This is a genomic window from Parabacteroides sp. PF5-9, assembly GCF_029893105.1.
In the GTDB taxonomy this organism is placed as follows: domain Bacteria; phylum Bacteroidota; class Bacteroidia; order Bacteroidales; family Tannerellaceae; genus JARXWG01.
In genome coordinates this window covers 40,440-63,498 of the sequence record NZ_JARXWG010000022.1, presented here as the reverse complement: position 1 = coordinate 63,498, position 23,059 = coordinate 40,440, and the positions used below count along the sequence as shown (strand labels likewise).

Annotated in this window: 14 protein-coding genes; all 14 read right to left on the bottom strand. The window is 40.3% G+C overall.

The window, feature by feature from the left end; translation table 11 throughout:
• Positions 1–165 precede the first annotated feature (165 nt).
• The 14 genes from M2135_RS12620 to M2135_RS12555 all read right to left on the bottom strand — a co-directional run bounded on the left by M2135_RS12620 (position 166) and on the right by M2135_RS12555 (position 23,030).
• Positions 166–1,629 carry a PKD domain-containing protein gene (locus tag M2135_RS12620; protein ID WP_280748873.1) on the bottom strand — a complete coding sequence of 488 codons (1,464 nt, stop codon included), beginning with the start codon at positions 1,627–1,629 and terminating at the stop codon, positions 166–168.
• Positions 1,630–1,644: 15 nt separating this feature from the next.
• Positions 1,645–3,189: a PKD domain-containing protein gene (locus tag M2135_RS12615; RefSeq protein WP_280748872.1), complete on the bottom strand. Its 1,545-nt coding sequence runs from the start codon at positions 3,187–3,189 to the stop codon at positions 1,645–1,647.
• Between the two features lie 57 nt (positions 3,190–3,246).
• Positions 3,247–4,737 (bottom strand): PKD domain-containing protein, encoded by a 1,491-nt coding sequence (locus M2135_RS12610; protein WP_280748871.1) that lies wholly within the window; start codon positions 4,735–4,737, stop codon positions 3,247–3,249.
• 9 nt (positions 4,738–4,746) lie between these two features.
• Positions 4,747–6,243 carry a PKD domain-containing protein gene (locus M2135_RS12605; RefSeq protein WP_280748870.1) on the bottom strand — a complete coding sequence of 499 codons (1,497 nt, stop codon included), beginning with the start codon at positions 6,241–6,243 and terminating at the stop codon, positions 4,747–4,749.
• Between the two features lie 23 nt (positions 6,244–6,266).
• Positions 6,267–7,748 carry a PKD domain-containing protein gene (locus M2135_RS12600; protein ID WP_280748869.1) on the bottom strand — a complete coding sequence of 494 codons (1,482 nt, stop codon included), beginning with the start codon at positions 7,746–7,748 and terminating at the stop codon, positions 6,267–6,269.
• A 151-nt stretch (positions 7,749–7,899) separates the two neighbouring features.
• Entirely contained in the window at positions 7,900–8,643 is a 744-nt protein-coding gene (locus M2135_RS12595) for a hypothetical protein (RefSeq protein ID WP_280748868.1), read from the bottom strand.
• 32 nt (positions 8,644–8,675) lie between these two features.
• Positions 8,676–10,166 (bottom strand): PKD domain-containing protein, encoded by a 1,491-nt coding sequence (locus M2135_RS12590; RefSeq protein WP_280748867.1) that lies wholly within the window; start codon positions 10,164–10,166, stop codon positions 8,676–8,678.
• Between the two features lie 36 nt (positions 10,167–10,202).
• A complete protein-coding gene (locus M2135_RS12585; protein ID WP_280748866.1) occupies positions 10,203–10,883 on the bottom strand; it encodes a hypothetical protein in 681 nt (226 codons plus the stop codon).
• Positions 10,884–10,920: 37 nt separating this feature from the next.
• A complete protein-coding gene (locus tag M2135_RS12580) occupies positions 10,921–12,933 on the bottom strand; it encodes a hypothetical protein (protein ID WP_280748865.1) in 2,013 nt (670 codons plus the stop codon).
• Between the two features lie 140 nt (positions 12,934–13,073).
• Complete coding sequence (locus tag M2135_RS12575; RefSeq protein ID WP_280748864.1) at positions 13,074–13,703, bottom strand: hypothetical protein; 630 nt, start codon at positions 13,701–13,703, stop codon at positions 13,074–13,076.
• 14 nt (positions 13,704–13,717) lie between these two features.
• A complete protein-coding gene (locus M2135_RS12570) occupies positions 13,718–18,079 on the bottom strand; it encodes a hypothetical protein (protein ID WP_280748863.1) in 4,362 nt (1,453 codons plus the stop codon).
• A 205-nt stretch (positions 18,080–18,284) separates the two neighbouring features.
• Positions 18,285–20,639, bottom strand: coding sequence for a hypothetical protein (locus M2135_RS12565; RefSeq protein WP_280748862.1), 2,355 nt, complete (start codon positions 20,637–20,639; stop codon positions 18,285–18,287).
• A gap of 40 nt (positions 20,640–20,679) precedes the next feature.
• Positions 20,680–22,044: a hypothetical protein gene (locus M2135_RS12560; RefSeq protein ID WP_280748861.1), complete on the bottom strand. Its 1,365-nt coding sequence runs from the start codon at positions 22,042–22,044 to the stop codon at positions 20,680–20,682.
• Positions 22,045–22,067: 23 nt separating this feature from the next.
• Positions 22,068–23,030 carry a FimB/Mfa2 family fimbrial subunit gene (locus tag M2135_RS12555; RefSeq protein ID WP_280748860.1) on the bottom strand — a complete coding sequence of 321 codons (963 nt, stop codon included), beginning with the start codon at positions 23,028–23,030 and terminating at the stop codon, positions 22,068–22,070.
• Positions 23,031–23,059 lie beyond the last annotated feature (29 nt).

Below are 23,059 nucleotides of genomic sequence, written 5' to 3'. Positions count from 1 at the left end.
GAACACCTTCGGCGTTCGTTTGTTACACTCATTATATACCCCGGGTCGATCCGCTACGCTCCTCTTCACCCGGGGTTATGCACATTAAATCCCTGTGGGATTTGGTCTTCGGAAAACCTTCAAATCTTACCCAATCTGAAGATAAATCTGTATATCGAGTGGATATTAATTAAACAAGTGTACATTCGGATTGACCGGTAATACACACGGATTGACCTTGACAGTAATGGTTTCCGAGGCCGCTTCCATACCATTGGCCAGATAGGAACGCACAGTAATGTTATAAAGTCCAGGCTTAGTATAGGTGTGAGAATGGGTCTGAGTGCCTGAACTCACATTGGTATCTTTTAAGAATGACCCTCCATCGCCAAAATCCCATTCGGTATAGGCTATTTCATCCGTATCGCTACTCTGAGATAGCGTTATGGCATAGCTTTCTGTAGTATTGACGCAAAGCGATTGTGCTCCCTCAATTGTTATTGCAAACCAGTTGGCGGCAAAAGAGGGTAACCCCATTCGGAAATGATCATTAGGTAGAAACCCATCTATTCTATAAATTTTCAAATCAGGATACTCTTCCGGATTATCGATAACATAAGCGGCAGTGTTACTCCCTGTATAATGAGCCATATAAATCCTGCCGTCAGGAGCCAACTGAAATGCACCATATATTTTTTGTGAATATGTAACGGGGACAGTTGCTGGATTACTTAACAACGCAGCAAAATCATAGGCATAAATAGTACTGGAATTATCTGTAAAGTATAAATACTTTCCTGATGCGGAAAACTCTATCCCATAAGCAGATATTGGGAATTCAGTAATATTACTAAAAAGTCCTGTATTTGTATCAAAGTCTCCAATAAACATTTTTTTGGCATGCCATGTTCCCCACACAAAATGCTTACCATCGGGCGTAAATTTCAGATAACCGTTGTTAGTTGCACTTACATCAGTTCCTATAGGGGTTATAACCGGAGAGGTATTTTGTACTCCTTCAGATGTCACTTTCCAAGCATTGAAATAGGATGAAGTGCCTCTTCCTGGTGCTACAATCCAATAGTCTTTCCCATTGGCATGACGAATTGAAGACACACTCTCACCAACGACACCTGAATGACCTGTAAATTGAATATTTTTTGTGATGACTTTTCCTAATCGATCATTCTGGTTCATATCAACAATTGAATAAGCGGCAAGATTTCCAGTTGTTAATTTGATACTAACAGCTATATATTGGTTAGGATGCCCCGGATACGGGAGAATTATCCCCGACTGAGCGGAAGAGTTATCCCCTGTTAATCCTGTCCCATTCTCCATGACACCATGTTCTTTATCCCAAATAGTCATACCATCTGAATAAAACAACAAATCCCCCTTGGAATCAGATAATGAAAAACAACCTTCGTGTGTTTGTATTTTTGATCCTGCCACAAAGTCTGGCAAATTATCTAAGGTCGTATTAGGAGCCGTAGAAAACAATCCTACTGCCGGAAGAGAACGTGTCGTTTTCCATGTTAATCCGGAATTGTATCCAAAAAACCAGTTATAAGCTTCCTTCTGTGCCTGGATATAGAATAAATTACTAACCAGTATAAAGGTGATACATATACATCTCTTTAATTTCATCTTTAAATTCCCTTTTTAATAAAATTCCATCGTACTAATATTATGATTCACCGGTAACAGGCAGGATGCCACTTTTACGTTGAAGCACTGTCGTTGGCCGGTAACTTCAGATCCATCGCTTTTTTTGAATACTCGAACCGTGATGGTATATACGCCCTTTTTCTCATATGTATGCGTATGCGTTTGGGTGCCATTTACGTTTGTGTCCTTTATAAGGGCACTTCCATCGCCAAAATCCCATTCGGTATGTGAAATCTCATCCGAACCGGAACTTTTTTCGATGATCACATTAAACGTTTGAGGGGTAGCTACACAGAACGTATCATCTCCTTCCAAGGAGATATTAAACCAGTTGGCGGCAAAAGAGGGGAGGCCTATTCGACAATGCACATTATTCCCTGTCAAAAAACCGGTTGGTAACTGGTATATTCTTAAATCATCATACTCTTCCGGATTATCGACAACATACATATGTGTTTTATAATACGCACTAATATAAATACGTCCATCCGGGGCTAATTGCGAAGCACCTAAAATAGGACAGTCTGGGAAATTCAATATATGAGATGGTACAGAGGCTGGATCAGAAGCTGCCATCAATGCATCTACCTTCCAAACCTGAAGCGTTCCACCTTCTGCTGTCGAAACATATAAATATTTACCTGAAGCGGAAAATTCTAATCCGTAAACATATCCGCTACCATAACATTCTGCAGGACTGGGCGTAAGACGTTTTATATTAGAGAACTGACCGGTAGCGGTATCAAAATTACCCATATATAAATTGTGATCACCTCCAGCCCAGGCAAAATGCGTTCCATCAGGTGAGAATTTCATATAACCTACATTGCCTGTTAAAGAAACAGAGGTCGATGAAACAACCGGATTGGCAGAGACACCGTCTTTGGTTATCAGCCAAGCATACATATTCTGCGTACCTTTGGCAGGTACTGCCACCCATAGATCTTTTCCGTTGGCATGCCGAATGGAGGTTACAGCCTCAGAAACATTACCGGTATACCCCGTAAACATGGTGTTCTTAGTGGCTGTTTCAACATCTCCTAATCCACTATTTAAAGTCATATCTATCACAGAATAAGACAATGTATTGGTACTGGTTCCTAATGTAACAGCAATATATTTATTGGGATTCTCCGGATAAGGCATAATAATACCCGATTGAGTAGAAGAATCATTCCCCGTTAAGCTATTACCATTAGGCATCAAACTATGATTGCGATTCCAAACCCTTATACCATCCGAATAAAACAACAGATTACCATTGCTATCTGATAAAGAAAAACAACCCTCCTGAGTGGCTAACGTTATGGAAGAAGCATTCGGAACGATTGTTGGCAAACCTTTTAACTCTATATCAGGGGTACCAAACAGCCCTGTTACGGTAACATCACGTGTATCATTCCATGTAATTCCGACTCTTTGGCCAAAAAACCAGTTATTGGCCTCTTTTTGTGCCTGACTGTAAAAAACGGTTGTTAATAACAAAACTGTAATATAGAAACCTCTTCTGTTTTTGCTTAAATACGTGATTCGACTCATCTTTTTATTCCTAATATTTATTATTTCTTTTACTTCTACAAGAATAAAGCTTATAAATCAATAAAACTCCATCGCACTGATATTATGATTCACTGGCAACAGGCAAGAGGATGCCTTGACATTAAATCGTTGGCGCTGGCTTGTCATCTCCGAACCATCACTCTTTTTAAATACCCGCACTGTGATTGTATACACCCCTTTTTCGGCATAGGTATGTGTATGCGTTTGCGTACCGCTGACATTTGTATCTGTGATAATGGCGCTACCATCGCCAAAGTCCCATTCGGTATAGCCTATTTCATCCACACCAGAACTTTTTTCTATTATAACATTAAATGTCTGCGGAGTGTTCACACAGAATGAATCATCGCCATCAAAGGAGACATTAAACCAGTTCGCCGCAAAGGTTGGAAAACCTAATCGGCATTGTACCACACCTGCTGCTCCTAAAAAAGCAGTAGGCAACCTGTAAATACGTAGGCTGTCATATTCTTCCGGGTTATCGATTACATATAAATAAGTTTGTTGGTGAGCCGCAATATAAATACGTCCATCAGGTGCTAATTGAAGCGCCCAGCACCCTCCGCCAGAAAAAGAAAATTCTTTACGTGGCACAGAACTTAGATCTAACGCGTTTGTCAAATCTTCAAAATTCCAAGCATAAACTTTACCGCTTCCATTTCCACTGTATAAATATTTACCCGAAGCCGAAAATTCGACTCCATAGGAATTTAATGACATCGATTTTATATTTGAAAAATTCCCTGTCGACGTATCAAATTTTCCTATAAATAAACGGGCATTCCCATGAGTCGCCCAAGCAAAAGATTCTCCATCAGGGGAGAATTTCATATATCCTGCATTGGGGGATGTACTAATATTTAAAGACGTAATTACAGGTGTAGTAGAAATACCATTTTCCGTCACCAACCATGCATTCATATAAGACGAGTTTCCCCAACCCGGAGCTACGACCCAATAATCTTTTCCATTGGCATGCCGGATAGAAGTCACCGTCTCTCCAACGATACCAGACTGTCCAACAAACAAGGTGTTTCTAGGATTTTCCACCCCTCCTAATCCACCATCTAAAGCCATGTCTATCACTGAATAAGAGATATTATTCGTATTATAAACTCCTAATGTAACAGCGATATATTTATTCGATTTTCCCGGATAAGGTATGATTATACCCGATTGAGTAGAAGAATTATCCCCATTCATACCAATACCATTAGACATAATTGCATGGTTTTTGTTCCATATAGTTTTCCCATCAGAATAGAATAGAAGATCACCATTATTGTCTGATAGCGAAAAGCAACCCTCCTGAGTAGAAATCTTTATATTAGATGCATCCGGAACAATCGTCGGTAAACCGATCAACTCCTTATCTGCCGTTCCAAACAAACCGGTAACCGTCAGATCTTGTGTTGCATTCCATGTAATACCACATTTTTGCCCAAAAAACCAGTTGTTAGCTTCTTTTTGTGCCTGTACACAAAAAACGGTTATGAGTGAGAAACAGATTAAAAATAACTTTTTCATAGACTATATTTAGTAATACTCCATCGTACTGATATTATGGTTCACTGGCAAGACGCAAGAGGATGCTTTGACATTAAAGCGTTGCCGCTGGTTGGTCATCTCTGAACCATCACTCTTTTTAAATACCCGCACTGTGATTGTATACACCCCTTTTTCTGCATAGGTATGTGTATGACTCTGCGTACCGTTGACATTTGTATCTGTGATAATGGCGCTTCCGTCGCCGAAGTCCCATTCGGTATGTGAAACTTCATCGACTCCGGATACAGACTCTATCGTCACATTAAAGGTCTGAGGCGTTCCTACACAAAAAGAGTCATCGCCATCAAAAGAAACATTAAACCAGTTGGCAGCAAAAGAGGGAAGTCCAGCTTGAAAACTACCACTGGGAAGAAAATTGGTAAGTTCGTAAAGTCTTAAATTAGAAAATTCTTCCGGGTTATCTATGATATAACCGTTTCTGGAACTCATTATAGAGAGATAAATTCTTCCATCCGGTCCTAACTGAAGTGCATAGGCACTTCCCGACTTTATGAGAAATGTTTGTGGCGTAACTGAAGCTGGATTACTCGTAGCCAATAACGCTTCAAAATCATAAGCGTAAATTTTACCAGAACCTACTCCGGACACATATAGATATTTACCTGAAGCAGTAAATTCAACCCCGTAAAAAGCATTTCCTGAATCAGGATAAGTCAGATTCTTTATATTGCTGAATTGACCAGTTGCAGCATCAAAATCGCCCCAATACAAATACGTATCTACAAATGTCGCCCAAGCAAAATGTTTGCCGTCCGGTGTAAATTTAATGTATCCTCTGGAGCCGTTTGATGCAAGTGAAGGAGGTGTTAATGTCGTTATTACAGGTGTAGTTGTCACTCCACTGGAGGTCACCAACCAGGCATTGAAAGCAGAAGAGGTTCCTTTTCCAGGCACTACGATCCAATAATCTTCGCCATTGGCATGTAAAATGGATGTCACACTCTCACCCAACGTCCCGGAATATCCTGTAAGTTTCACATTTTTGGTTGTAACTGCTCCTAATCCACCATTTGCAGTCATATCTACGATACAATATTCTACCCTATCACTATTTGTCGCCCCTGCTGAAACAGCTATATATTGATTAGGATGTCCCGGATACGGGAAAATGATGCCTGATTGTGCTGATGAACTATCTCCACCTAAACCTGTTCCATTCGCCATGGTGCCATGTGCCGCATTATAGATGGTAGATCCATTGGAATAGAATAATAAATTCCCATCAGCATCCGACAGTGAAAAACATCCTTCCAGCATGGACATGACCGATCCTGTAAGAAAATCAGGCAAATTGGTCAATGTGGTATCATTGGCTGTACCCAACAAGCCTGTAGCTTGAAATGAACGTGTCGTATTCCAGGTCAAACCCGCATTATTTCCAAAAACCCAGTTATTCGCCTCTTTCTGCGCTTGTACACAAAAAACAGTTGTGAGTGAGAAACAGATTAAAAAGAACTTTTTCATCTCAAATATTTAATTTAAAATTTTTAATTAAAAAGGTGTGCATTCGGGTTCACCGGCAATACACAAGGATTGACTTTCACCGTAATGGTTTCCGAAGCCGCCTCTTTCCCGTCAGCCAGATAAGAACGTACAGTGATATTATACAATCCCGGCTTCTCATAGGTATACGAATGTGTTTGCGTTCCTGAACTCACATTGGTATCTTTTAAGAAAGCACCACCTTCTCCAAAATCCCATTCAGTATAGGCGATTTCATCAGATCCGGATTGGTTAAGTGTGACCGTAAATTCTTGTAATGTATTCACACAAAACGACTGATCGGCATCAATAGAGACCGAGAACCAATTGGCCGCAAAAGAGGGAAGACCTCTTTGAAATGATCCATTTGCTAAAAAATTGTTGATCTGATAAAGCCTTAAATCGGGATACTCTTCCGGATTGTCTACCACATAGGCTGCAGTAGAACCATTCATAGAGATATAAATTCGTCCATCGACCCCCAATTGTACGGCTCCTAAAACAGAGGTAGGAGGATACCACTGACAAGGTACTGTCGTCGGGTCAGTGGCTGCCAACAAGGCTTCAAAATCGTATACTTGAATATGTTTTCCGGTAGATTGCGACGAACGGTGCGATAGATACAGGTATTTCCCTGATGGGGAGAATTCTACCCCATAGGCATTATTCGCTAGGTATTTCAGATTACTAAACGTCCCGGTTAAAGCGTCAAAATCTCCAAAAAACAAATTATTTCCTTGCCAGGTGGCATAAGCGAAATGCTTGCCGTCAGGTGTAAATTTAATATATCCATTGGATGAACCAGTATTGCCGGCCGGTAGTGTTGCAACAGTAACAGGAACTGACATATGTACGCTGTCGGAAGTCACTAACCAGGCATTCAGGTAAGCCGTACTGCCTTTCCCTGGCGCTACAATCCAGTAATCCCGTTTATTGGCATGAATAATGGAAGTTACGCTTTCTGCTAAACTTCCGCTATGTCCTTTAAACGCATTATTTCGTGAAGTGACAGCACCTAATCCACTCTCCTGAGTCATATCGATCACCGCATACTGCATATCATTTCCTGATGTATGCGTTATCGAGATCGCTATATATTGATTGGAACGTCCGGGAAAAGGCAAAACAATACCTGATTGCGTAGAGGTTCCGTTTCCTCCCAAAGCGGTACCGTTTGGCATCACACCATGTATTTGATTCCATATTGTTGAGCCGTCTGAATAAAACAACACATTCCCTTTCGTGTCGGAAAGTGTAAAACACCCTTCATTGGTATATATTTTCGAACCGGAGGTTGAGGTCGGCAGATTACTTAATAATGTATCCGTAGCAGTGCCACCCAATCCCAACGCATCCATACTACGCGTATTATTCCAGGTTAGGCCTGCATTGTATCCAAAAAACCAGTTATATGCTTCTTTTTGAGCCTGGCTGTAAAAAACGGTTACTGTCAATAAACAGATAATATAAATACTCTTTTGCTTCATTATTCAAATAGTAAAATAACACTTTTAAAAAAAACCAGAGCCATTTACTGTTAGAGGTAGGTCTAAAAGAATTTAGACGTACCTCTAAATTCAATTACACCTACCTCTAAATATGTTTAGACGTACCTCTAACAAGAAAACGCCTCTGCTCTTATTCTTTTACGACAAAGACCACATTGATAAATGAGTTAGGTGTTGTCTCTACGGAATTCACTTTATACTTCATTTTACCATCATTGGTCAGGCTGGTCACTTCGATGATCGCATCATCATAATACGTGATAATATAATCCAGTTCAGTAGCAGCATACAGTTGACCTTCATCCGGAGAAGGCACTGTCGTTAATGCGCTATTATTACTGACAAATTTATCGTTGCCCGCTTTGGTAAACTGATTTTTATACTGCGCATAAAGATCAAAAGTAAGTTCTGTACTTCCGGGAGTAGCCAACGGTATATTAAATGAAGGCACATAGAAATAACGGCTATCAGCTGTACTACCCATTTTTAGCGGTGTCCATTTTTCACCATTCCATACATAAACGCCTTTTTTAAACGGAGAGGTTTCGTTCAGGTTGTACACCATCAATCCGGCATGTTTCATTTTTGTCGTAGCCAGATTTGCACCTGTCCATTCGGCATCTGATGTACCGATAAATGGCTGTAAGGTGGTTAAACTAACCAACTGTACACGAGATAATCCTAATCCACCTTTGGTAGATGTAACGTTCGTAGCATCTGTGACACTAGTCGGATTAGCTGTTTCTTCACTTTTGATCTCCAACAAAGCTCCTTTGGCCGGAGCAATATTCGACCCGACAGTCACCTGCCCGTAAGCAGAACCCAGTCCTACAACTGCTGTAAATAGCGCAATAAATGTTAGTTTCTGTATCATAATGATCTATTTAATTTTTTAATTCTTAATTCTTAATTATACAAGTGAATATTCGGATTCACCGGCAATACACAAGGATTGACCTTGACTGTAATCGTTTCTGAAGCCACCTCTTTCCCATCGGCCAGATATGAACGTACAGTAATATTATACATTCCCGGCTTCTCATAGGTGTACGAATGTGTCTGTGTGCCTGAACTCACATTGGTGTCTTTTAAGAATGATCCTCCTTCTCCAAAATCCCATTCGGTATAGGCGATTTCATCTGCACCGGACTGGTTGAGTATGACTGTAAAATCTTGTGAGGTATTCACACAAAACGATTGATCAGCATCAATAGAGACCGAGAACCAGTTAGCGGCGAAAGAGGGAAGTCCTAAACCACTTCGTAATGAACTACCTGTTCCTAAAAAATAATTTGGCAACTGATATATTCTAAGGTTTTCAAAATCTTCCGGATTATCGATAACATACAAAAAAGTATTACCACTTAAAGCAATATACATTCTACCGTCAGGCCCTAATTGAAGAGCTCCGGTAGATCCTCCAGGCATTGTATATACTTTACGCGTTTCTGTATCTGACATCAAATCTTCAAAATCATAGACATACAAGGGTCTACCGGAACCTTCGTGAGTAACAAACACATATTTACCACTTGCAGAAAACTCAACACCATACGGATTACTCTCTGTTCCAACTTGTTTAACATTACTGAAAAGACCTGTTGATGCATCAAATTTGCCATAAACAAGCTGTTTATACGCATGTGTTACCCATGCAAATGATTTCCCGTCTGCCGATATTTTCATATAAGCACCAACGTTCTGACTTGTATTGTAGATGGGTAATGTTGTAACAACAGGGGTTGTAGAAATACCTTGAGAGGTGACCAACCAAGCATTCATGTAAGTGGGGTTTTGCCCTCTACCTGGCGCAATAATCCAATAATCCTGTCCGTTTGCATGCTTGACAGAAGTCACCGTTTCACCGGTTTTTCCTGAATGTCCTACAAATCGGATATTCTTTTCAGCCAGTACAACATCTCCTAAACCACCATCCAAAGTCATATCGATAATAGAATAGGAAAGATTATCTGTCAAATTTACCCCTAATGTTACTGCTATGTATTTATTTGGTATCCCCGGATACGGTATAATTATTCCTGATTGAGTAGACGAGTCATTTCCTGTCAGCCCAGTTCCATTGGGCATGGCTACATTATTTTTATTCCAAACAGTCTTTCCATCTGAATAAAATAATAGTTCACCCTTACTATCAGATAAAGAAAAACAACCTTCTAATGTGCTGATAGAAGAGCCTGTAAGGGCGGTGGGCAAGCCTTTCAATATAAGATTCGGTGTACCAAATAGACCTGTAGCAGTCACAGTATCCTGGGTAGTATTCCAAGTTAATCCTGCCCCATAGCCAAAATACCAGTTATTAGCCTCTTTCTGTGCCTGACTGTAAAAAACGGTTGTTACAGTTATAAAAACGATATGTATATATCTTCTTAATTGCATGCTTGCTGCATATAAATTGAACGCTATGAGTTCTAATTATTCCTTAATAATAAAAACTACAGTCATAAAAGCAGTTACTGCAGGATCGATATCTTTTACCTTATACGACATTACACCATCATCATCTATCCCTGTAACATCAATCACTTCATCATCAAAATAAACAACAGCGTAATCCAATTGATTTTTCGCATACAATTGTCCGATTTTAGGAGACGGTACGGTTGTATAAGTTGTACTTCCGCTCTGTTTGAAATCGCTATTTCCCGACTTGGTAAACTGCCTTTTATACTCAGCATAGAGGTCGAACGTTTTATTTTCGAGCACATCCATCGGCAAATTAAACGGCGGCATATAGAACCAACGACGGTTTTCACTCAAACCGGCTTCCGTCCATTTTTCACCATCCCAGACATAGATTCCTTTACGAAGTCCCGGTTGTACTTTGATATTGTACACCATCAAACCAGCATGTTTCATCTTTGTCTTTGCCAGATTAGTGGTCCAATCTGTAGAAGTCGTTGAAATAAACGGTTCCAACGTTTTGATATTGACCAATTCGACACGAGGTAAACCTAAACCACCCGTCTCTTCTATCTGAAGTAATTTTGCCTTATCCGGCAGATTATCCGAACCAACGGTGATCTGAGCGGAAAGAACTGTGGGGAAAATCCATCCCATCAAAGCAAAACAAACTATATATCCTATCTTTTTCATACGTCATTAATTTACTTTCATATTTCAGTCGACTCCATCAATTGACCGTGAATTTGATCACGTTGTCACCATCTATATGTATGATATAAACTCCTTTTGCTAACGACTTATCGATCCGGCAAGGAGCAATTTCGGTAATTCTTTCGCTATGCACCAATACCCCTTGCATATCATAGATAACGACATTACGTCCCAGATGGTTTTCATTCAAACCTTTGATGTATAATGTACTTCCACGATATTGTGCTGAAAGCGCTTCTGTGCCGATCGTTTCGATTCCTGTCAGAGGAGCATTGAAATGCAATACAAAACGGTCGATTTCATCTAAAGGAGAAGAGTTAAACGTATAAGAGGGATCAACCATCAAATTCGTCTTCATACCTGTTATACGGTCTTCCAATATGACACTACCGACTGATATCAGTGAAGAGATCCGATCTGCCGTAAGTAACACTTCCTGCGCTTTCGCTGACGGCATAAAGTACATCACCACACTCCGCGTAGAGGTCGGTATCACATTAGTCGTCAGATTTACTCCATCTTCCGAACGGGTATAGATCTGGTTCACACCACCGGTTGTATTAAACAATTTTTCAGCATCGTACATATCATTCCCTTTCAAAGAGGCTGTTGGACGCAACACCATACAAATACGGTCGAATCCACCGGTAGCTAAGTCTTTCGTTTCAATCAACAGTTCGTCTTCCGGCTGTTCTTGTCCACTACGCAGGAATGAGATATTTCCATGTGTCCGTGCACCGGCATTAATCCTAAAATTGGAGGTACCTGTACTCGATTTTTTGACAGCAAACATCTGCATCGGTGCCACTGTGTTAGATGGCGCCGTTCCACCAGTTTTTTGTCCCACTAAATAAGAAGAGGTAAACGAAAACAGACCGCTTCCCGCGTTATAAGTTCCTGTACTATTGGGTGAAAGAATATAGAATTTGGCTTCTATATCATAAACCCCTCCCCAATCGGATGAAGACGGCAAGGTGACAAAACTGCTCAGATCCAATGGAACAGTATACGGATTACCTAAATAATTGAATCCTTGCACTATGGGTACGATTACAGTAGTCGTATTTAACTCTTCACCGGTGAAACGGTCAGACTTTGAACTCATATATGTTTGCCATGATGAGTTATTTGCAAATAAGCGTGCAAACGAAAAACGTTCTTTGGCTACTTGCCCATAATCAGCAGCTGAATATGCCGTATTTTTATGTGTATAATAATAACCACCTGGCGCATTGTGTGGAGCTGTATGAGGAACTATTCCCTGCCCGATCACATATCCTTTTCCAGCTGTCATCTGTACTGTCGGATCTAGATTCCACAGGTCTCTGTTACCGGCAAAAAACATATCTGTTTTCGGAATAGCCATAAAGTTAAAGAAGAAATAATCGGAATAAATCGATTTGAATGGCGAAGAGAATCCGGCTAAACCTCCTTCTGTAGCATTACTGCCCATCGCCAGATTCACCTGTACGACACCGGCAGTACTTTTGCTAGAGGTATGGTTATAATTTACAGTTCCTGAACTCTCCACTAAAAGATGTGCTATATCCGTAGCGTCACCATTCACCTTTGAGTCAATCACCAAACGTCCTCTGGTCAGTGTCAGATTCTTCATCGTCACACCCATTGTCGGTTCGATAATCACCACAGCACTATCATTACTATGTGCTGTATTGGTGTTGTTCACAATCACTGTTTCCGGGAATTCCACATACTGGTTGGCTTTGTCTGCCGTTCCGCCGATACGCTGAACGGTTGTCCCTTTAAATTCAAATATACCACCCCGCTGTGAGAACATATGTCCGGAGGTCACATCATTAAACAGGCTTCCTGTTAAAACGGTTTTACCGACATGCTTTATTCCTGAAGTCCCGACCGACCTCATGCCTCCGTCAATATACAGAGAGGCTCCATTGGTAATAGCCGGAGCAGCCACAGTGACTTTACCTGTGTTATAAAAAACCTGCGACTCCATGGTGGAAATCGAGAGTAAAGACGATGCCAATACGATCAAACAATACTTGTTCATATATCTGTCCAATATTTATTTATTTACTCATTACAAATTCGCCTGTTAAACAAGCGATATCTCAAAAAACGTATTTATTCTTAATCTTAAATGTTCAACGCTCCACTTTCAACTTCCAACTCCAACCTGAAACTACCGTTTCATTGCACTACCCAGTTTTTCCGCTCGCAAATTGCTTTATGACGGGGGTAATCACCCATATCAATGACCAATGTTCCAGGTTCTTTTCCTGTCCGATCAGGCAATGATTCGATCATTTCCAAGAGGGCGACTTTATCTTTGGCAATGGGGTTACCGGATAGATGTACTTTCTCTATATTGGAATGACCTGATAAATCCAATGAAGTAACAGCGCTACCTGTCCAGTTCAAATCAGTTAATCCATCTGCTTTGGAAATATCTAAATGAGTCACATTAAAACCATATAATTTGGCTATTTTACAATTTGCACTTAACTCTAATGAGATAATCTGAACCGCATCACACGCTTGAAATTCAGTAATACTTTCTGGCAATCCATAAAGTGTAATCAAATACTCACCGTCAGAAGCATAGGCGTGATCCAATAGTATACGATTCATAGATCCTGCAAACATCTCTTTTTGTCCATCTCCCCAATCAACTGTGAGATCACCGGTGAGAGATAGAGATACATTATTACATAAGCTATTTTTATCATAGTTGACCTTATATGTCAAAAGTGATTGACTCTGACTATAAATTGTAATACTAGAAAGTAAACAGACTATTATATATATTAATCGTTTCATATACTCATTAATCATTATTTCATCACTATTTTCTGAATAAACTCTTTACCATTAATCGTAGCTTTCACAATATAGGTTTGATACCTAGGCAGATTGACCTGATAATAATCTGCATCTGTGTTCGAACTATAAATCAAGGAACCGTCTACTGTATAAATAAACAAGGTATTAATCGTTCCGGAAAGCGAACGTATATACAGATGATCTTCTTGCTGTGTAACTTGTAGTTCATTTTCAACACCTGGTTGTTCGTTTGCGGTTGTCGTATATACAAAACGTAAACTGAAACGATCATTAATCTCTACAAAGCCTTCGTTTTCAGACGATTTTTCAACCTTGAAAGAATAAGAAGGAGTTGTTTGCAAATTGATCTCTTTCTTTCCATCCCGGCTATTATCAATCAGATATATATTGTGATTGAATCCGGCAAAACGTTCAAAATTCAATGTGATTTGACCTTCTTCTTTTGTTCGTATACCTAATTTCACACCTCTGGAGAAATCACCCATCGAATTGATTGATACCGGTTTGTTATCAGCCAACGAATAAACTTCCATCGCAATCGCATCGTAGAACGGTTTAGGTGTATCTTCATCCGCATTGTATGAAACACTTGCCGACTGATCATTATGCAACAAAGCATAACTAATTTTACCTCCTTGTTCCGCAGTGATACGTAAAACATTCTGTTCTACATTCTCTTCCATGCCACTCCGCAATACATAAGGATGTGTACTGCCTGTCGTATTTGTCCAGTTAGGAGACATCTTCACTGAAGTGATTAATGCTGTATTCTTTTTCGTTACAAAGAATGACTGTAGAGGAGCAATAACCCCGCTGGTTTTCCATTCATTCGATGGAATGGTCGAAATTTTATACCGATTACCCTGTCCTACCGGACCTGCCAATTCAGAAATAAAGCCTTTATTCACATCTCCGTTCCAGATTGCATAACTGTTTCCTAATTTATCTGTATTACCATTCAAGAATTTGGAGATATCCAGATAAGCCATATAAGGATTCACAACCTGTACCAGTTCACTTCCTGCCTTATCATTATGTACAGGCATAGCAAATGTGCTATCAGGAAGCGTTAATGTCATCCGTTTATCCGCTATAAACTTCGATGAATTGGTACGATTCAAATTATATTGGCGATTTTCCTGATCGGTATAAGTCGTTTCTACTTGTGGGAAAGTAAACGGTCTGTTACGATTTCCCGAACTGGGTAATATCTGCACATTAAATGCCGTACCCAACGGAAGCGGTTTACCCAGTTCACCGAAAGTAGCCGTAAAGCTATTGATCGCAGCCGATCCACCTGCCGGATGATCGTGCTGGAACAAGTTCATATACACATCACCTAATTGAATCTGATTATAGTCATTTTTATAATGATAGTCACCTGAATACATACTTTCCAGCGGTGCCGACCACATCACAAAACGTCCTTTTTCTTCAGCTGTAAGCACAATTTCTACAGATGCATCTCTATAATCTAGCCAATGAATTCCGGCAATCATCGCGCGGTCTTCCATTTTAATATCACGGCAAGAAGCACTCTGCTTCAATTCCGGATAATTAGGAACTCCGGAAGCAATAATCACATCAATATCGGCAGACGGAATCCATGTTGCAGTAGTTTCCACACCATTCTCAACCAACACCCAGTTTTCAGGATTATGCCAGTTGGTATCCACCGTACCTACCCACTTTGCTGCCGCTGTTGAAGCAATCGCCTTAACGGTGAACGATGCCGCAGGGAATTCCTTATTTGCATAAGGAGCAACACTCCGTCGGGGAGCAACCTGCAACTCTGTATCGGTCTGTATATTGGTAATCGTCCGGCTATGTCCAGTAGGCGGTGTTAAAATCACCCCTAATTTATCATACCAAGTATAAGTCACATTACTGGATTTATCAGGTGCACCCATCAATTCAATCGTATAGTTGCTACCTATAGGGGCAATAAATCCACCACTCTTAGTACGGATCACATAGATATAACATGTAGTCGAAAGGTAATCTTCTCCAATTTTCACCCGGTAGGTAAAAGAATCGATATCATGTGTTAACGTCCGTTTATTGGTATGTTTATAAATCAATTTCTCTCCATTATCCAATAATTCTCCTGCTTTAGGATGAGCAGTAACTGTAGCCAATGCTGATCCTGGTTTTAATGACTGTAACTCGTCATTACCAAACACATCAATACCTACCGTTCCATATTCAAAGACTGAAGACAGGTCTTCTTTGACATTCACCACCGCAAATGGTCCAAAACCACCATATTTTGCTGGAGGAGGTCCTACAACCGTTTGACTATGTGCATATACCGATCCGGAAATCACAAACCAATGCACATACCATGTACCACTTGTTTTATCTGCAAATGTGATCGTTGTTGTTGTATTTGTCGCATTTGCTGTAGGGGTATTCATATACGGCCACTTATTCACCGCAAGAGCAGCTACTGCTTTATCATAATCAGGTTCAGTAGTAACTATATATCTTGCTTGTATATCATCCTTATTAAAGGAACCAGGAAGACCTGTATGATCGATATTTAACGTTAATGTCACAGAAAAATCAGCAGGATTAGCAAAACCTCCATAAGTAGGATCGGCTGTCACCTTTATATGTTTATTGGTTCCTGTATCGTCAAGTACCACCCTTTGTTCCGGGCGTTTACGGATCTTTCCTGTATTTTGTCCATTCCATATACCGCTGATTGCTAAGATATCAGAATAATTACCTACCGAAAGATTATCTTTCATCGGCACAATCACATAATAAATATCCCCGTTTTGCAACTGGGTAGGCGCTGATATAACAGTCGCACTATCGGCAGCCAAAAAGACCATTGGGCCAAAACTACTTCCATCTTCCAACTCATGTTTAACCTGAGTCATTGGTTTTGCATCCTTATACAGGATCTTTACATGATAAGCATTTTGATGCGCCTGGGTGGAAGTATATCCCTGCACAAGAGGTTTAGAAGTTACTTCAAAGATCTCCATAAAGATATCTATCGGAAGGAACTCTAACTCAATATCATACTTATCAGCATTAGTACCTGCTGGGATTGTCACTTTTTTAGGCAAATAAGGACGTCCTTCTTTTTCAGGGTCTTTTAAGCCCGAACTACTCTTATCTGTAAAAAAGGTAATCGGTTGATCTAATTGTGCGTTAACAACAAATTTACCTAATATAGCATCTGTCCGACCAAATTTTGCTGCTTTCAGATCATATTCAGCATTAAGGCCTAATATGTCAAAAATATGCACTAATTCTGGCGTTTCTGTCAAGTCAGCAAAGATATCCGCATTCGGCTCATCATCTTCTGTATGAATAGTCAACACCGGTTTTTCGGGGTCATTCACATAAATAAGCGTTCTTGTTCCCGCTAAAGCTAATTCAGCGACTGGTACACCAAGATCTGTGTGTGATCCATAGGAGTTTATTTTCGCTGGAGGAAGAACGATAATTGCACTATTCTCTGTATACATTTCAACTGAACTACCATAAGGTGGTCTTAATACACCATTCCCTGTAGGACATCCACTACCAATACCGGCCGAATGTCTAAATGATTTTGCTGAAACATCTCCTCCATAAATAACGATGATTCCATCATAGTATGTCTGATATCCTCCTCCAATACCAGATCCATGTCCACCTTCTGTTCGAATAGTTCCACTTGAGATGATGATATTTCCCCCTGCAGAATTCACCAGATATTTTTCCGTCTCAACATTATCTACAATTTGATAAAGCATAGCCTGTCCTTGCGCAACTCCATCAGCTGCCGAACCTATTGCTGCACCACCAGTAGCACTCCATAAGGCTCCTGAACTATCTCTAATATATGCTTCAAGTGTCCCACTTGTATTATCATTTTCATCTACCGCTCTAAAATGAACCTGAGCACCTTGCTCAATTTCAATACAGCAATATCCATAATAATTGAAATTAGTATATACTCCAGCCCCCCAAATGATCTTATTGTCTCCTTCTAATACAATCGTCACCTTTGTTATAGGATCAGTATTCGTTGGAGGATCAGGATGTTCTGTGCTAGATTCAGCTTCTATACGAACAACGGAATATCTTAAATCTAACAATTTCATGTCCAAATCCCGGAACTTAATTGTACCACTATAATCTGATTCTACAATAATTTGGGAAGTTGTTGAAGTTCCATAAAATTCATAATTCAGTTCACTATCTCCGGGTATTGTATATGAACCATTAGCGACATTATGTTTTACATGATAAACCGTCTGATCAACCTGCCCCATTACTGTCTGCCCGACAGCCAGCAATGCGATCAGGAACAGTATAGTCGAAACCCTATGTACAATCAATTTTTTCATATCTTATATAGATTTGCTTATTCAGTATTCGTAGAATTCTTTTTGTTTGTTGTTCGTTTTTCAGTTAACGTGTTTGTTTTTCATAGTGCTATGATGATAAAAGACCTAAATAGTAGTAGTCAATTGTTTTTTTAGTCTTCTATCATCATAGCACCTATCTATCTTTCTAATTAATCATTCATAATTAACCATTAATCATTCTTATTCATCGTTTCACATCCCGCACACATCGTGCCGGATAAGCACTTGCACGATAAACCGCACTACCGGATATTGCTACAGCCGAAGCCGCAGAGGAGGCAAAACTGAATCCCTGACCTTGCATACCAGCACCCGCTGTAGCCGTCCAGATATATCCTGTAGAGGTATTCACAAGCGCACCTGTATTCCGGTCTAATCCACCGGCTAACGGGATAACAATACCATTTTTACTATTAGCAAAACTACTATACCCATCCACTATCGGCATGCGCCAACCAAACGGACAAGGGTCATAAGCACCTTTTTCACCACTATCGACCCACAAATTCGTTCGTTGCACCGTACCCGCCCAATCGTAACGTGTATTTGTTGCTTTATAGAATACCATCGGATTCTTAATAGCTGTCTCCAGATTGTCCTGGTCAGGTGTCTCTTCTACCGTATAATACTGTTTAGAACCATTATTGAAGAACGGATCTTTACGTCCCCACTGATAATAGAGCAGATTCGTTCCCGCAGCAGATGCTGCACCAATATTACGATCCATAAAGAGGTATCCATTATATGTTTTGAGGTTACTATTGATCGTTGGAGCATTAGAGGTCACCCATACATGCCAACTCCAGATCAGTTCATCTCCGGCAATACCACCTACCATACCAGGTCCACCACCCGGTTTGACTAAACCGATCACTGCATTAGCAGATGTTCCTGTTCCGGCTTTAGTGACAGCAAAAGTACCGATACCGTTATAGGTTGATGTCGGAACACTCAATGTGACATTATCCCCTTCCTGCCAGAGAATTTTTACCTTCAGTCCGGTTGTTGCCGATGATATACGTCCGACACCGGTATTCCCTAGGTTGGCCGAGTTAATCGGTATAGTAACAGTTCCTGCAGAGGAGCCACTGGCTATCACATAACTATTGGATCCGATAATCTGTACAATCTCTACCTGCAACGACAAAGACCCTGAGACAATTTCGATAATAGCTTTACGTGAATCCAGACCAAAATTTTCATTATTTGTCTCCAAATGAATATAATTGATCTGATTAGCAACACCCTTATTCGTGTTTGTTCCTAATTTAAGCCATGAACTACCTTCTATAACAGATGCTGTCCATCCGCCGCTATACGAAGTAAGTACAGGTAATTTATAAGGTGCACCTGCCGTATACTGCATCCAGTCAAGTTTAATTCCTTTCGCTTCTGTTCCAAGCATATACAACTCACTATAAACAATATTGTCAATACGTGCTTCGTCGACATTGGTTGTCACCTCCCCGACCGTAATCGTATAGCTGACCCCACTGTTTGGTGCATCCGCTTTTTTCGCTTCTTCCAAAGTGGCATAACCACGGGTCAGAATCCGGCGAATAAGGATAGAATAGGTATGGTTACGCAACAAAGGAACAGATTTGCCATCCCCTTTTAAGTCGATCTTATAATAATACGGTTTCAAACCGCCACCATCATCAAATTTAGCTTTGATTACAATAAAAGAAGCAACATTACCAACACGTGCCGAGTCACATTCCGGCACATAAATACTGTCATTGCGCACATAACCTAAATCCGACCGAGAACCGGTGGTATTCTGATTCGGTTTAGTCACTTGGGTATATCCCAATTCGGCAGCAACAGGGGTCATAAACCCATTTGGTACCGCATTACAGATATAGATACTATCCAAGGTATATAACGTACCAAAACCCAATAACGGGTCGGTTTCATCCGGTTTTACACTGATCTTAGCAACCGACCGGATCATCTGAATTGTTTTCGGAGACGGCGTACCTGTGGATAAAATCGTTGTGTGATTGCTCTCCTGTCCCCACATCGGAAAAGAAGTTTGTCCTTTAGTCGCATGATCCGTACCCCATGGCGAACCGCTATAGGTCAGATTCGGTAATATATCTGATAACTTCGTAACCCCTTCAGTCAGGTTATTATTCAACCAGGTCACAGTCGCTGTCGGCACATTAGCCAACAAGATAAGCCGTTGCTGTTTGTTGCGTTTCAGACTGGCAGTTACTTTTTTAGTATTTGCGTCAACCGTTGTGATTTCGCCTCCTTTTTTGGAAATGCGGTAAGCAAAAAGGTCGGCTGTCGATCCTGTTGTACCTGATGAATAGGGAGTAAACACCAATATTTCAAGACTATCAATCCCATTCTCATTAATTGCCTTTGTAAGTGCTTCGCTTGAAGAAGGAAACTTGATCTGTATTGTTGTGATCTCTTCCTCGCCAGTGGTGGGAGGATTGACAATTGGATCATCCGGACCTTCCTCTTTTGTACATGAAGCTAACACTAACGCAGCTAATATATAATAGATGTATTTACTCCACTTTTTCATGTTACTTTTTCTTTAAAAATTCACAGTTTGTTTATCTGCTTTATGATTTCTTTATTTTAATCTGTTTGATAACCGGACCGGCTTTTATTTTGATCCAATGCGCACCACTCGGTACAGCCGCCGGAACCGTAAAGGATAATTTCTTACCATTTTTTACAGTTGTAATAGAGGCATGCGACTTAGAATCGACCTCCCAATCATCCGGATAATTCGTATCAATGGTCACAACAGCACTAAAAACACCTACAGCTGATGCAAATTCAAAATCACTGGCCGGTGTCAATTCCATATAATACTCCATCGGGAATTCAGTCTTGACATTCAATCCTTCATTCCAAGGAATAATCTTGGCCGTTACATCGATATCGGCATCACTCGACATATCAAAACTGGTGATTTTCGCTGTAATAATATAATGTGTATTCCGACTGACACGCAACGCTTTGTAACCAGCATACTTATTCATATAAGTCACAATAGGTAATGCCCCAAGATCTTTACGATCGATACTGTCTCCTAAAGATATCTTGTATTCTCTTTTCGTAGAAGGATCATTGATCAGATGAACAACACAAGACAAATAAGATCTTTTAGTCGTATCCGAAACCACATGTTCAGGGATATAAAAAGAGAAATCACCGGTAAAACCGTCACTCGGAGTCGTTCCGGTCAATACATAATTGCTTCCGGCAATCACCCCTGTGGTATCTCCATTAAACAAGGCACTTTTCGTATAAAAATCGGGAACAAGATACGACTCCTTCGGCATCTGTTTGATCGAGATACTCTCCAGTTCAATCGGATCCCCTCCGTTCTGCAATTCGTTAAAGTTACAGATCAGACGAATACTTGTTTTGGCATATAAACGGTCTAATATACCCAACGAATCCGTCACATTCACTCCCTGATGATAAGCAATACCCTTTCCTCCGTTATCCGAAATTGTAAGCCCTTCATAATACTGAGCCATAGGGATCAGTTTATTTGTCGTATTGGCTTCCGGATAAGCATTAAAAGCAAGGATCTTCTCTCTGATATACTTGGGAAGTAATGCATCATTCTTTTGAATCGACGCCAATCCCCATGAAGAGAGTTCGTTGGCTATCAAATAATAGTTGACAGTCCCTACCGGCACAAGTTCACGAAAACGAACCTGCGTCGAATCTTTCGCATTAATAAGCCGGTTATTGGTCACTACATTATCTTTAATAACTATCAACCGAACATCCCCTATACGCCTGTCGTCGCCGTCGTTCACCGCTTTTGTCATAGGAATATCCATCGGAATAATATCATACTCAGGTATGTTGTATGGCACTGGAGGTGCCTCCTCCGTACAGGACATTATTCCTCCTATTAACAGGAGTGAGCATGTAATCGTTTTTATTAATGCTTTCATATTCATAATCAACTAACTTTTTCTTTCGATCAATTATAAAGTTCGTAATCCTGGAAAATACGTTGCCATTCACCGATTCTGACGGTAACCGCCATACTTGTCCAGTCGAATTCCAGTTCGATGGTGAAATCATGTTCAATATCCAGGTTATTTACCGCAGATGCCGGTAATAATAAATCTTTCACTAAATCTGCTTCAAAGAGATCTGCCGACTGTCCACGAGTCTGAGAATCATATCGAACCAACAATTTAGAACTGGTCACCCGGTAATCGTTCTGCTCCCGGAGTGTAGTGAAATTATTCGATATCGTTGTGGTATCAGCTTCTGATTCAGGTATATAAAGCAACCGATCATTACCGGTTATTGAATTATCAAATTTATAATCACCATTACGTGATGTAATTGTACAGGTATACTCATCTTTAGAAACATATTCGTCTTCCAAAGGCAGATTCAAACAAACCACTTTAATGTATTTCGTATCCTGCATCATATCGATCGTTATGATCTGTTTGCCGATTTTATCGACTTTTATATTGGTCTCCAGCATACCAAAATACAATGGAGCAGCCAACTGGCGATCAACCGTACTGTTCTCCCGATCCAGAGAAAGTTGAGCTTCGTGTAAGGTTGTCACACCCGGTTCAAATTCAGACAATAAATAATCTTCATTCAAATTTCCCCAGGCAATCAAGGTATAGTCGCCTTCCAACAGGGTCAGAGGCATCGCAAAAGAGGGAGATTTAACTATCTCACCCGTTTCATAGAACCGACCGACATACCGGTCTTTATCGTCAAAAACAAATAAGTCCACCCGGTCGACATAGTCTACAAACTTGTCTTCTGCATCCAGGTTCTGGGTGTACGTATATTTTATGGAAACTCCACAAAGCGATAAATCATCATTCACACATCCGGATAAAACGAATAGAGCCATTACCAGACTGATGGAGTTATTTAATTTACTTAATATGTTCTTTATCGACTTCATGTTCTTATTTTAAAATAATTGTGTAGTAT